Origin of the sequence: Enterobacter cloacae complex sp., from assembly GCF_900322725.1 — a bacterium.
Lineage (GTDB): Bacteria > Pseudomonadota > Gammaproteobacteria > Enterobacterales > Enterobacteriaceae > Enterobacter > Enterobacter quasihormaechei.
Genome location: NZ_LT991957.1, coordinates 2,421,788 through 2,435,236, shown reverse-complemented (window position 1 = coordinate 2,435,236; position 13,449 = coordinate 2,421,788). Strand labels below are relative to the sequence as shown.

The 13,449-nt window shown below is 55.6% G+C and carries 13 protein-coding genes; 3 read left to right on the top strand and 10 right to left on the bottom strand.

What is annotated here, in order from left to right:
• Positions 1-147: 147 nt before the first annotated feature.
• On the bottom strand, positions 148-636 hold the full coding sequence (locus DBR02_RS12145) for a cupin domain-containing protein (protein ID WP_063449861.1): 489 nt from the start codon (positions 634-636) through the stop codon (positions 148-150).
• A 116-nt stretch (positions 637-752) separates the two neighbouring features.
• Here DBR02_RS12145 and zur point away from each other — a divergent pair, with 116 nt between their 5' ends.
• A complete protein-coding gene (zur, locus tag DBR02_RS12140) occupies positions 753-1,265 on the top strand; it encodes a zinc uptake transcriptional repressor Zur (protein ID WP_006810484.1) in 513 nt (170 codons plus the stop codon).
• 46 nt (positions 1,266-1,311) lie between these two features.
• Here zur and DBR02_RS12135 read toward each other — a convergent pair whose 3' ends face one another.
• The 4 genes from DBR02_RS12135 to DBR02_RS12120 all read right to left on the bottom strand — a co-directional run bounded on the left by DBR02_RS12135 (position 1,312) and on the right by DBR02_RS12120 (position 4,127).
• Complete coding sequence (locus DBR02_RS12135) at positions 1,312-1,521, bottom strand: CsbD family protein (RefSeq protein WP_003860314.1); 210 nt, start codon at positions 1,519-1,521, stop codon at positions 1,312-1,314.
• A 119-nt stretch (positions 1,522-1,640) separates the two neighbouring features.
• On the bottom strand, positions 1,641-2,978 hold the full coding sequence (gene dinF / locus DBR02_RS12130) for an MATE family efflux transporter DinF (RefSeq protein WP_107534469.1): 1,338 nt from the start codon (positions 2,976-2,978) through the stop codon (positions 1,641-1,643).
• Positions 2,979-3,041: 63 nt separating this feature from the next.
• Positions 3,042-3,650, bottom strand: coding sequence for a transcriptional repressor LexA (gene lexA, locus DBR02_RS12125; protein ID WP_006810486.1), 609 nt, complete (start codon positions 3,648-3,650; stop codon positions 3,042-3,044).
• Positions 3,651-3,758: 108 nt separating this feature from the next.
• On the bottom strand, positions 3,759-4,127 hold the full coding sequence (locus DBR02_RS12120) for a diacylglycerol kinase (RefSeq protein WP_063449864.1): 369 nt from the start codon (positions 4,125-4,127) through the stop codon (positions 3,759-3,761).
• Positions 4,128-4,281: 154 nt separating this feature from the next.
• Between DBR02_RS12120 and plsB the strand changes: the two genes are divergently transcribed.
• Positions 4,282-6,702 carry a glycerol-3-phosphate 1-O-acyltransferase PlsB gene (plsB, locus tag DBR02_RS12115; protein WP_107534468.1) on the top strand — a complete coding sequence of 807 codons (2,421 nt, stop codon included), beginning with the start codon at positions 4,282-4,284 and terminating at the stop codon, positions 6,700-6,702.
• Between the two features lie 89 nt (positions 6,703-6,791).
• Here plsB and ubiA read toward each other — a convergent pair whose 3' ends face one another.
• From ubiA to malK, 5 genes are all read right to left on the bottom strand, one after another.
• Positions 6,792-7,661, bottom strand: a complete 870-nt coding sequence (gene ubiA, locus DBR02_RS12110) for a 4-hydroxybenzoate octaprenyltransferase (RefSeq protein WP_107534467.1) — start codon at positions 7,659-7,661, stop codon at positions 6,792-6,794.
• A 12-nt stretch (positions 7,662-7,673) separates the two neighbouring features.
• A complete protein-coding gene (gene ubiC / locus DBR02_RS12105; RefSeq protein WP_063449867.1) occupies positions 7,674-8,171 on the bottom strand; it encodes a chorismate lyase in 498 nt (165 codons plus the stop codon).
• A gap of 172 nt (positions 8,172-8,343) precedes the next feature.
• Entirely contained in the window at positions 8,344-9,282 is a 939-nt protein-coding gene (gene malM, locus DBR02_RS12100) for a maltose operon protein MalM (protein WP_063449868.1), read from the bottom strand.
• Positions 9,283-9,396: 114 nt separating this feature from the next.
• Positions 9,397-10,707 carry a maltoporin gene (locus tag DBR02_RS12095; RefSeq protein WP_026080558.1) on the bottom strand — a complete coding sequence of 437 codons (1,311 nt, stop codon included), beginning with the start codon at positions 10,705-10,707 and terminating at the stop codon, positions 9,397-9,399.
• Between the two features lie 42 nt (positions 10,708-10,749).
• On the bottom strand, positions 10,750-11,859 hold the full coding sequence (gene malK / locus DBR02_RS12090) for a maltose/maltodextrin ABC transporter ATP-binding protein MalK (RefSeq protein WP_063449869.1): 1,110 nt from the start codon (positions 11,857-11,859) through the stop codon (positions 10,750-10,752).
• Positions 11,860-12,230: 371 nt separating this feature from the next.
• Here malK and malE point away from each other — a divergent pair, with 371 nt between their 5' ends.
• The gene (gene malE, locus DBR02_RS12085; RefSeq protein WP_063865508.1) at positions 12,231-13,421 is read left to right on the top strand and encodes a maltose/maltodextrin ABC transporter substrate-binding protein MalE; all 1,191 of its coding nucleotides are present in this window, start codon (positions 12,231-12,233) and stop codon (positions 13,419-13,421) included.
• Positions 13,422-13,449: the final 28 nt, after the last annotated feature.

Here is a 13,449-nt window from a genome sequence, read left to right as displayed (position 1 = left end):
TTATTAGTTAACCCTGTCTGTTATCACCCAAACAGGAACGAACTATTGCTGTGAATAAGTACAAAAAGACCCGCTATTTCCCTAAGTTAAATTCCATCCCGGCCTGTTCTAATGTGTGACGACCATCAATATTTATAGAAGAGGAAATTATTTTCGCCCAGGTTTTCCATCGTGCGGCCCAAAAAACTGAGGCGGATGGTCTACCCAGCGGTCTTCGCGCGTTGCGGCATAAACCGGATTAAGCGGATAGTAGATGCGGTTGTGCTTTTTATTGGCCTCGCCCACTACCAGTAAGCGCACCTCTTCCTCGGTATTGTTGATAAAGGTATGGCACACACCCGTGCCGGCAGGAAACCCGACGCTGTCGCCAGGTTCGAGCTTCCACAGATAGCCATTGATCCAGGCCTCAGGATAACCCTCCAGAACGTATACAAACTCTTCTTCATCACTTTCCGCATGCGGATAAGACGTACGGCGTCCGGGCGGCAGCCGTTCATGGTGAATACCAATGCGGCCGAGACCCAGCTTGCGGGCCAGCGGCGCGCCAATTGAGAAACGTTCGTTGCTGTCAGGATAAGTGGCGTCATCGGCACCTTCCACGTCCCGCCAGTGCCGAATACAGTCAGGTCTTTTCATTGCGCGATCTCCCGATTTACGATGCGTCAGGTATAGCACAGCCTGGCGGATCTCGGTGTTTTTACCAGAACATGATAAAGTGAGGGTTTAACCCCTTACCACATCCGAGGTGACCGATGGACAAGTCCACAAAAGAGCTGTTAGCGCAAGCTGAAAAGCTGTGCGCGCAACGCAATGTGCGCCTGACCCCACAGCGCCTTGAGGTCCTGCGTCTGATGAGCCTGCAACAGGGTGCCATCAGCGCCTACGACCTGCTCGACCTGTTACGTGAAAGCGAGCCGCAGGCAAAACCGCCAACCGTCTATCGGGCGCTGGATTTTCTGCTGGAACAAGGGTTTGTGCATAAGGTGGAGTCAACAAACAGCTATGTGCTGTGCCATCTTTTTGACCAGCCGACCCACACGTCCGCCATGTTTATCTGCGATCGCTGTGGCGTGGTGAAGGAGGAGTGTGCGGAAGGGGTGGAAGATATTATGCATACGCTGGCGGCCAGAATGGGCTTTGCCCTGCGCCATAACGTAATCGAAGCACACGGTTTATGTTCTGCCTGCGTGGAGGTGGAGTCATGCCGCCATCAGGATGCCTGTCAGCACGATCACTCAATCCTGGTGAAGAAAAAGCCGCGTTAAGGCCAAAGAAAAGGCGGCTCATGGCCGCCCTTGGGGATAGTGCCGGTTACCAGCGGTAGTCGTTACGGGTTTCCCAGTCTTTGACTTCGTTTTCCGCCTGATCTTTTTCGTAACCGTAGCGCTCCTGGATTTTACCTACCAGCTGATCGCGCTTACCTTCAATGACGGTCATATCGTCATCCGTCAGCTTACCCCACTGTTCTTTCGCTTTACCTTTGAATTGCTTCCAGTTGCCGCCGATTTCGTCTTTATTCATAATCGTGTCCTCGTGTTAAGCGTCTATGAGTATCGTCCGCTTCGTTCTTTTCTGCTGGACGTGATTATTATTGTAGTTAAGGATTCGGAAGTTATTTTTATATTCGGAATCTTTAACCGCTACGATATATCGTGTCGGGCAGGAAACCAGGTATTGTTTCGCCAGTGACGATGCCAGATAACGGCCAGCGAAAGGCCACGCAATGCGAGAAAAACCGCCAGCGCCAGCCACAGGCCATGATTGCCAAGATACGGCACGGACAGCAACGTAAGGCCGAAGCCCGCCGCCGCGACGGCCATGCTGTTGCGCATCTCCGCCCCTCGCGTGGCGCCAATAAACATGCCGTCCAGCAGATAGCACCACACGCCCACCACCGGTAATACCACCTGCCAGAGGATGTAGCGATCGGCAAGCGCCTGAAGCGCGGGCAGCGAGGTAAGTAGCGCGACAATATGCCCACCAAAACAGGCGTAAACCAGGGCAAAGATCAGCGCCACCAGACCCGCCTGACGGCAGGCAGCCCGCCACACCTCGCGTAGCTGGCCGCTTTCACGCGCGCCGTATGCCTGCCCGGAATGCGCCTCCACGGCGTAAGCAAAACCATCCAGCGCGTAAGCGGTAAAGGTCAGTAAGGTCATGAGCACTGCGTTGACCGCGACGATTTCTGGCCCAAGCCGCGCACCAAAAACGGTTAACGCACCAAAACAGAGTTGCAGCAGGAGCGAGCGCAGCATGATGTTGCGATTAAGCGCCAGCAGCTTACGCATATTGCCGCGCCAGGCCGTTTTCAGAAGATCGAGGGTGATGCCGCGCATCGTCAGCACGCGCCAGACCATCCACAAACCGATCAGCAGCGTACCGTACTCAGCAATCGCCGTGGCCAGCGCCGCGCCGCGAACGTTCATGTGCAGTCCCATTACCAGCCAGAGATCGAGCACAATGTTAAGCAGGTTGCCCACCACCAGCAGGATCACCGGCGCGCGGGCGTACTGCACGCCCAGTAACCAGCCCAGGAGGACCAGGTTTGCCAGGGAAGCGGGCGCGCTGAGCCAGCGAATTTCGAGGAAGCGCCGGGCCTGCTCCAGCACGGCATCACTGCCGCCCACAATATGGAGCGCCAGATCAATGAGCGGCGTACGCAACAGGACGATTAACGCGCCGGCACCGAACGCCAGCATGAGCGGCTGAACCAGCGCACGCGCCAGACGCAGGGGATCTTTTGCACCATACGCCTGGGCCGTCAGGCCTGTTGTACTCATGCGCAAAAAGAGCAGCAGCATAAAGAGGAAGCTGGTCGCCGTTGCGCCGATCGCGACGCCGCCCAGATAAATCGGCGAATCCAGATGCCCGATTACCGCCGTATCCACCAGCCCCAGCAGGGGAACGGTAATATTGGAAAAAATCATCGGTAGCGCAAGACGCCACAACGCCTTATCGGCAGAAGTTAGCAATGCCATGGAAATTACCGGAATCAGAAAATAGGCCAGGCTGTAGAGGAGCTACAGCCTGTCAGGAAGAGATTACAGCCATTCACCGTTGCGGATAACGCCTACCGCCAGGCCTTCAATGGAGAAGCTCTGCTCGCGGAGATCCACCACAATTGGGGAGAATTCGTTGTTTTCTGGCAGAAGCTGAACGGTATTACCTTGTTTTTTCAGGCGCTTAACCGTCACTTCATCATCAATGCGCGCTACCACGACTTGCCCGTTACGCACGTCCTGCGTTTTGTGTACCGCAAGCAGATCGCCATCCAGAATACCGATATCTTTCATGGACATTCCGCTAACGCGCAGCAGGAAATCGGCGCTCGGCTTGAACATGCCTGGGTCAACCTGATAGTGCCCTTCAATATGCTGCTGTGCCAGCAGGGGTTCACCTGCGGCGACGCGGCCCACCAGCGGAATACCGGTCTCTTCTTCCACCAGCAGACGAATACCGCGTGAGGCACCGGAAACAATCTCAATCACGCCCTTACGCGCCAGCGCTTTAAGGTGCTCTTCGGCAGCATTAGGAGAACGGAAGCCCAGACGCTGTGCAATTTCTGCACGCGTGGGTGGCATACCCGTCTGGCCGATATGATCCCGAATGAGATCAAACACCTCTTGCTGCCTGGTCGTTAACGCTTTCATACCGCCCCCTGGGTGTATATACAGTTATGCTGTGAGTATATACAGTCAAAGGCGATTTTGGAACCAAAAACTGCACAAAAAACCAGGGACTTAATTATTCCTCGAGGCTCATCGGAAATGCGACCAAAGCAGCGTGACCCAGGTGATCGCCGCGGTGATAATCGACAGCAGCACGGCAGCGGAACCCATGTCTTTCGCCCGGCCAGACAGTTCATGGAATTCCGACCCTATCCGGTCAACAACGGCCTCAATAGCGCTATTAAGAATTTCCACTATCATCACCAGAAGGACAGAACCGATGAGAAGCACGCGGGTGATAGCATCAACATCAAGGAAGCAGGCGATGATAACTGCAACGATCGCGGCAACCGCTTCCTGGCGGAAGGCGGCTTCATTAACCCATGCGGCGCGAAAGCCTTTCCATGAATAACCGGCAGCTTTAATGATTCGGGTTAACCCAGTGGTATTATTGGCCATCTAAAGAACCTTTTATGAGAAATAGCGTCAGTAACTAAAGCTTCAGCGCGTTTTGCTGCAACCTGAAGTATGACGGGTAACAACAGAAATTTTGCGCGCTTTCTGTTATCCTTGCGCCGCAATTGCATTATTAACCAGAGGCTTTACATCGTTTATGTCCGGCTGGCCACGAATTTACTACAAATTACTTAATTTACCATTAAGCGTACTGGTAAAAAGTAAGTCTATCCCAGCAGAACCCGCGCTGGAATTAGGGCTCGATACGTCACGCCCTATTATGTACGTTTTGCCTTATAACTCGAAGGCAGACCTGCTTACGCTTCGCGCTCAATGTCTGGCGCACGATTTACCTGACCCGCTTGAACCCCTGGAAGTCGACGGTACGCTACTGCCGCGCTACGTGTTCATCCATGGCGGGCCGCGCGTGTTCACCTATTACACGCCGAAAGAAGAGTCCATTAAGCTGTTCCATGATTACCTCGATCTGCACCGCAGCAACCCCGATCTGGACGTACAGATGGTGCCGGTGTCGGTGATGTTTGGTCGTCGTCCGGGGCGCGAAAAAGGGGAAGAGAACCCGCCTCTGCGTATGCTCAACGGCATTCAGAAGTTCTTCGCCGTCTCCTGGCTGGGACGCGACAGCTTTGTCCGCTTCTCGCCTTCCGTTTCACTGCGCCGCATGGCGGATGAACACGGCACCGATAAGATCATTGCGCAAAAGCTGGCGCGCGTTGCGCGTATGCACTTTGCACGTCAGCGCCTGGCGGCCGTTGGTCCACGTCTCCCGGCACGTCAGGATCTGTTCAACAAGCTGCTCGCTTCCAAAGCGATTGCCCGTGCCGTAGAAGACGAAGCGCGCAGCAAGAAAATTTCACACGAGAAAGCGCAGCAGAACGCGATCGCGCTGATGGAAGAGATCGCCGCGAACTTCTCCTACGAGATGATTCGTCTCTCAGACCGTATCCTCGGCTTCACGTGGAACCGCCTCTACCAGGGGATTAACGTCCACAACGCCGAGCGCGTGCGTCAGCTCGCGCATGACGGCCACGAGATTGTCTACGTGCCCTGCCACCGCAGCCACATGGACTACCTGCTGCTCTCTTACGTGCTCTATCACCAGGGGCTGGTGCCGCCACACATTGCCGCCGGTATCAACCTGAACTTCTGGCCAGCAGGCCCGATTTTCCGCCGTCTGGGGGCGTTCTTCATTCGTCGTACCTTCAAGGGCAACAAGCTCTACTCCACCGTGTTCCGTGAATACCTTGGCGAACTGTTTAGCCGCGGCTATTCCGTTGAGTACTTCGTGGAGGGCGGGCGCTCCCGTACGGGCCGACTGCTCGATCCGAAGACCGGCACGCTGTCGATGACCATTCAGGCGATGCTGCGCGGCGGTACGCGTCCTATCACGCTGGTGCCTATCTACATCGGCTATGAACACGTGATGGAAGTGGGTACCTATGCGAAAGAGCTGCGCGGTGCGACCAAAGAGAAAGAGAGTCTGCCGCAGATGCTGCGTGGGCTGAGCAAATTGCGCAACCTCGGTCAGGGCTACGTGAACTTTGGCGAGCCCCTGCCGCTGATGACGTATCTGAACCATCATGTTCCGGAGTGGCGCGAATCTATCGATCCTATCGAAGCGGTGCGTCCGGCCTGGCTGACGCCGACGGTCAACGGCATCGCATCCGAACTGATGGTACGCATCAACAATGCCGGTGCGGCGAATGCCATGAACCTGTGCTGTACCGCGCTTCTGGCTTCTCGCCAGCGTTCACTGACCCGCGAGCAGCTGACCGAGCAGATTGATTGCTACCTCTATATCATGCGTAACGTGCCGTACTCCGTGGATTCGACCGTGCCGTCTGCTACCGCCAGCGAGCTTATCGATCACGCGTTGCAGATGAACAAGTTCGAAGTGGAGAAAGATACCATCGGTGACATCATCATTCTGCCGCGTGAGCAGGCCGTGCTGATGACCTACTACCGTAACAACATCACGCATATGCTGATGTTGCCGTCGCTGATGGCAGCCATCATTACCCAGCACCGCCGCATTTCGCGTCAGGAGTTGCTGCGCCATATTCAGACCATCTATCCGATGCTGAAAGCGGAGCTGTTCCTGCGCTGGGGTGAAGATGAGCTGGCGGCAGAGCTCGATAAAATGACCGCAGAAATGCATCGTCAGGGGCTGATTACCATCAGTGATGATGAACTGCATATCAATCCGTCACGTTCTCGTACCTTGCAGCTACTGGCATCCGGCGCGCGTGAGACGTTGCAGCGCTACGCCATCACCTTCTGGTTGTTGAGTGCAAATCCGTCAATCAACCGCGGTACGCTGGAAAAAGAGAGCCGGACGCTGGCTCAGCGCCTCTCCGTTCTGCACGGCATTAACGCTCCGGAATTCTTCGACAAAGCGGTATTCAGCTCCCTGGTGCTGACGCTGCGCGACGAAGGGTATATTAGCGATACGGGCGATGCCGAGCCGGAAGAGACGATAAAGGTTTACCAGATGCTGGCAGAGCTGATTACCTCGGATGTGCGTCTGACGATTGAGAGTTCGACGCAGGGCGAATGATGTTAAAGCCGGGTGGCGCTAACGCTAACCCGGCCTACATGTTCTGCTAAATCGTAGGCCGGGTAAGGCGAAGCCGCCACCCGGCTTTTTTATGACCAGTAACTCATCGCCAGCCCCATAAACAGCACCAGCCCGACGTAGTTGTTATTCAGAAACGCTTTAAAGCAGGCTTCACGCTCGCGCTTCGCGATCAGCTTCTGCTGATACGCAAACAGCAGCCCCGCCACCAGCACGGACCAGTAAAACTCCCAGTTCAGCCCGTTCAGGCGACCAATCGCCACCATCAGCGCCAGCACCGCCACCTGCAATATGCCGATGATCAGTTTGTCGTGACGGCCAAACAGGATCGCCGTCGATTTAACGCCGATCTTGAGATCGTCATCGCGATCGACCATCGCGTACTGGGTGTCGTACGCAACGGCCCACAGAATATTTGCCAGGAACATCAGCCAGCAGCTGAGCGGAACAGACTCGCTGACCGCAGCAAATGCCATGGGGATCGACCAGCCAAATGCCGCACCCAATACCACCTGCGGCAGATGGGTGTATCGCTTCATAAACGGGTAGACCCAGGCCAACGCCAGAGCCGCAACGGACAGCAGAATAGTCATGGTGTTAAGCGTTAACACCAGCATGAAAGAGAGAAGCACCAGCACGACAAACAGGATGCGCGCCTCTTTCCCGGTCACCTGACCGCTCGGCAGAGGACGATTCGCGGTGCGCTTAACATGCCCATCAAATTTTCGGTCAGCATAGTCGTTTACCACGCAGCCCGCAGCGCGCATCAGCCAGACGCCCGCCACAAACACCGCCAGGATCCACAGCGGCGGTATGCCCGGCGTGGCAACCCACAGCGCCCATAAGGTCGGCCACAGCAGCAGCAGCGCGCCAATCGGTTTATCGGTACGCATTAAGCGGTGATAGGCCAGCAGCTTATTCTGCGTCAGACTCCACTCCATTTTCTCTCCCTCTTAGTACAACGGCGATGCAGGCAAAAAGAGTTCCGTCAGTATTAACGGCTTGCCACTCAAACGAAGACGGGAACGGCGCCCCCATAAATCGGCATCGCAACCAATTTCAATAAAATCACGGGTCAGTTCAGACGAGGTGAACAGATAACGCCCAAGCGGCGTCTTGCCGAGGCGTTGCAGTGCCAGCTCCGGCCCGGAAAGTGTAGACTCGGGAACCACCGTTCGCCCGGCAAGCCACGGCTCGCCATCCGCACACAGTAAAATTTCACGCAGCCAGTAGCGTTCTTCTTGCGGCAGGAGCGGCAACTCGCTGGCAATCTCCTCAGGCGAGACAAATCCTTCCTGGATCATCGTCACCGTGACCGTTTTACCCTGTTGCTCAAAACGTTTTGTCATGGAATCTTCCAGCAGCAGCCAGTCAAGCTGCTCCGGATCAAGCGCGGGTATTTGGTCGAAATAGCGTAGCGCACGCAGCTGCGTTAGCGCGGGGTGTGACATGCCAGACTCTCCGATACATAACGTAAAGGCATTGTATCGCAGATTGGCGAAATGAGGACGAGCAAACCAAATTTAGCGATCACTATCGCAACAATGATGCAACTAAGCCAAAAAAAGTGCGCCCGTTAAGGCGCACTAAACTACTGACAAAATCAGCACTGTGGGGAGACGGTTACCCCTTGCCTTTTACACTGCTGATAAAGGTGGAACGGGCAGTGGTTGAACCTAAACGCTCGGCTTCATCAAGCAGCTTCAGCGCTTTGTCGACATCGCCGTTTTTGACCGCCTGCTTGATGGCGTTGTTAAAGTACGTTTCAGTATCGTTAAGCACCGGCTCGGCTTTTTTCGTCGGAGCCGGGGCTGCGGCAGGCGCTGCGGCTGGTGCGGCATAAACAGGCGCGGCAGTATTGCCCACCGTTACCGGGCCCGGGCCAGATGAACCAAACAGCGGGCCTACGAGTACGCTGGAGGCGCTGTTGGTAGAGACTTTCAGCTTAATCAGGCCATCGGTGGTATGACGGGCATGCGGGTCTGGAATATCCGGGACGGCGTTACCGGTGCCTTTCGCATAGGCTTTTGCCGGATCGACCAGCTTCGTGGTTTGCTGCAAATCTTTTTCGGTTGTGAACACCAGAACGTAGATCTTCTGCTGGCCCAGGGCTGGCGTCAGGCGCATAACGCCTTCCAGCCGGTCAGCGCTCATTACGCCCGGCTCCTGATAGCTAAAGTAGGTGCTCGGGAAGAAGGCCGATGGCGTCATGTTCTGATCGAGGATCAGCACGTTCGGCGCAAAAACGCTGGTCTGTTTATTCACTTCGCTGGTCAACGTCAGGGTCAGCTCGCCGATGTTAGCGGGCACGCTGAACGCCGCAACCGGGCCGCTGATGCCGGGAACGTTCAGCGACTGGCCGCCCGCAGCAAGCTGAGTGGTTTGCGTTTTTGATTGATCGACTGGTGTCCACACCAGCTGCTGAAGCGCCGCCGCCGGAATCGCTGGCGCAGCGCTGGTATTTTGAGGAACAAAATTCACATCTGCAAAGGTGACCGCAGGCGCACAGGCCAGCAGCCCCGCAGAGAGGCACAGCGCGACGAGACTTTTCTTCATTTTCATTGTTATTACCTCTGATAGCGTGAGCGCTGCGGTGGCCAGGCAATAGCGCGCAGCACCCTAAGGAGAGAGGGGCTTACGCCCCTCTTTTCAGGTTATTACGTCAGGCTTGACGAATTACCACCAGATTTCCATCTGGGCGCCGAAGGTCCACTCATCGTTGTCGCCACGGCTGAAGGTTTTCGCGGACGTGTCGCTATACGCTACGCCAGAGGTGTAACCTGCACCTGAGTCGTTGTTCGCGTAGCCCCATTTCTCATCCCACTTCGCGTAGGTTGCGAAGACGCGGATAGCCGGACGGGACCAAATGCTGTCGCCTGCCTGCCACTGCTGCGCCAGGGTGATTTTGTACTGGCTGTTTTTGTCGTCAGTTTTCTGAGACTTAACGTTGTCGTAGCCCACTTCCAGCAGGGTGCTCATGATCGGCGTCCATTTGAACATTGGACGAACGCCCACGGTCCACCACTCGGTACCGTTGTTGTTATCACGATCGATGTTCTGGTACATACCGACATACATCAGGTCCCAACGGTCTGCCAGGGTGATTGCACCGTGGTCCAGCACGCGCCACATAGAGCCGTCGTTATCGATGCTGCCGCCCTGCGGAATACCTTTACCGTTAGAGGTCATGGAGTCCGTACCGTATTGCAGCACGAACTTGTTGAAGCCTTTCATCATGCTCTGGGTGTGTTCAGCGGTGAACAGCCAGCCATCTTTAGAGGCGCCAGGTTGCAGATAGTAGTCGTCAGGAATGTTGGTGTGACCGTAGTCAACGCCCAGCTCCAGCGTACCGCCCGGGTTGGTCTCCAGACCGGCTAAGCGAACGTCGAAGACGTCGTTTGGTACCACGTTGTCATAAATACGGTCACCGTTCGCGTCACGATCGGCGAAGGTTGCAGAACCGCCGGACTCAGAAGAACGGGTGGCGGCCAGAGAGAGCTTACCAAAGCCCAGATCGATGTTTTCAATACCGGCACCAGGACCAGAGATATCCCAGTAGTAGAAGTCGATCATGTGTACGTCATGACGCTGATAGAAACGCTTACCGGCCCAGATGGTAGAGCCTGGCAGCCATTCAATCAGGTTTTTACCCTGCACGTTAGCTTCACGGAAGGCCGGGCTGGTGGATTCCCAGTCGTTCTGCTGAGAAACGGAGTACGCTACGTTGGTGTCGAAATAGAAGCTCTTGTCGCCTTCTTTCCACACTTCCTGGCCCAGCTTCAGCTCGGCGTAGGTTTCACATTCGTTACCGAGACGGTATTTACTTTGTGCACCTGTTGCCTGGAAACATTGTTGTTCACCGCCACTTCCGGTCCAGCCGATGCCGGAACGAGCATAACCTTTAAAGTCTACGGCGCCCGCCTGGGCAGACAGGATGCCTGCCGCAATGGCGACAGCCAGAGGGACTTTGCGCAGAGTAATCATTATTCTATCTCCTGAGATCATTGCTTTTCTTTGTAATTGGAATGCTTAAACGCCTGGCTCTTTGTGCAGCCGACGACATGCTGTGCCATCCTCACGGAACAGATGGCAACGCTCTGGCGGCAAACCGATAGCGAATGTGGCACCCTCTTCTACCAACACCACGTCATTCTGGCGGTAGACCAGGTTCTGACGGATGGCGGGGATCTGGATATGAATCTGTGTTTCGTGACCAAGCTGTTCGACGACCTGAACCTCACCTTCCAGCGTCACATCCGCAATGTGGCTTGGCAGTAGATGCTCAGGACGGATACCAAGGGACATATTGGCCCCCACCTGTACGTTGGCGCTGTCGACCGGCAGCCAGACCTGCTGACGGTTTGGCAGCTCCACCTGTACCTGTTCAATCGCCGTCGCGGTCACTTTGACGGGCAGGAAGTTCATCTTTGGCGAGCCAATGAAGCCCGCTACAAAGCGGTCTGCCGGGTAGTGATACAGCTCCAGCGGTTTACCCACCTGCGCCACGCGACCGGCGTCCAGCACCACGATTTTGTCGGCCAGCGTCATCGCTTCGACCTGATCGTGGGTGACGTAAATCATCGTGCGGCCAAGGCGCTTGTGCAGACGGGAGATTTCGATACGCATCTGGACGCGCAGGGCGGCATCCAGGTTAGAGAGAGGTTCATCGAGCAGGAAGACGCGCGGCTCGGCCACCAGCGTACGGCCAATCGCCACGCGCTGACGCTGACCGCCGGAAAGCGCTTTCGGCTTACGCTCCAGCAGGTGCGCCAGCTGGAGCACTTCCGCCACCTGAGTGACGCGCTGGTTAATAATCTCTTTTTTCGCGCCGGCCAGCTTCAGGCCAAAGGACATGTTCTCGGCAACGGAAAGATGCGGATAAAGCGCATAAGACTGGAACACCATGCCTACGCCACGTTCGGCAGGCGGGATGTCGTTCATTCGGGTATCACCAATAAACAGATCGCCACTGGTGATGGTTTCAAGACCGGCAATCATACGCAGCAGAGTCGATTTACCACAGCCTGATGGACCCACGAACACCACAAACTCACCTTCGTGGATGTCCAGATTGATGTCTTTTGACACCACTACGTCGCCCCAGGCTTTCGTTACATTACGCAGCTGTACGCTCGCCATGCCCTTCTCCCTTCGTTACAACCTGTCACCGACAGAAACATTCAAGATAAGTTCACTATGCGTGTTCCATTACTTTCGTGAATCCTCCACCCCCCGGCTTTTTTGTGGGGGAGGAGGCGGGAGGATGAGAGAGCAGGCTCTGCGACCGCAGCGGAGGGGCTGAGGCGAAAATCGTGAAGCGGCCTGCAAAATTCAGTGGGTTTTTATGTGCGCCAGCACTCATAACTTAAATTTATGTTACAGGGATCACACAAACGGGGGGTGGGGCGTAGGGACTGGGAGGATGGAAAGAGGATGTCAAATAAGGAGACTGAGTCACGTTGAACCACCTTATGTATCCACGAGCACATCACCAATAAAGGATGGCAGATATGAAGATCAAGACTGGCGCACGCGTTTTCGCATTGTCCGCCCTCGCAGCAATGATGATTTCCGCACCGGCTCTCGCCAAAATTGAAGAGGGTAAGCTGGTTATCTGGATTAACGGCGACAAGGGCTATAACGGCCTGGCCGAAGTGGGCAAAAAATTCGAGAAAGACACCGGTATCAAAGTGACCGTAGAGCACCCGGACAAGCTGGAAGAGAAGTTCCCGCAGGTTGCGGCCACGGGCGACGGTCCGGACATTATCTTCTGGGCGCATGACCGTTTCGGGGGCTACGCGCAGTCTGGCCTGCTGGCTGAAGTCACGCCAGATAAAGCCTTCCAGGACAAACTGTTCCCGTTCACCTGGGACGCCGTGCGCTATAACGGCAAGCTGATCGCTTACCCAATCGCGGTTGAAGCCCTGTCACTGATTTACAACAAAGACCTGGTGCCAAACCCACCGAAAACCTGGGAAGAGATCCCTGCCCTGGATAAAGAGCTGAAGGCGAAAGGTAAATCTGCCCTGATGTTCAACCTGCAAGAGCCGTACTTCACCTGGCCGCTGATTGCTGCCGACGGCGGCTACGCGTTCAAGTTTGAAAACGGCAAATATGACGTGAAGGACGTGGGCGTAGACAACGCGGGCGCGAAAGCAGGCCTGACCTTCCTGGTTGACCTGATCAAGAACAAACACATGAACGCGGATACCGACTACTCCATCGCGGAAGCGGCGTTCAACAAAGGCGAAACCGCGATGACCATCAACGGTCCGTGGGCCTGGACCAACATCGACAAGAGCAAAATCAACTACGGCGTGACCCTGCTGCCAACCTTTAACGGCAAGCCGTCTAAACCGTTCGTTGGCGTGCTGAGCGCGGGTATCAACGCCGCCAGCCCGAACAAAGAGCTGGCGAAAGAGTTCCTGGAAAACTACCTGCTGACCGATGAAGGTCTGGGTGATGTGAACAAGGACAAACCGCTGGGCGCCGTGGCGCTGAAATCATTCCAGGATCAGTTAGCGAAAGATCCGCGCATTGCGGCCACCATGGATAACGCCCAGAAAGGCGAAATCATGCCGAACATCCCACAGATGGCCGCGTTCTGGTACGCCACCCGTACCGCCGTCATCAATGCTGCCAGCGGTCGCCAGACTGTTGATGCCGCGCTGAAAGATGCTCAGGGTCGTATTACCAAGTAAGCAGAAGAACGGCGGGTGGCGCGTACGC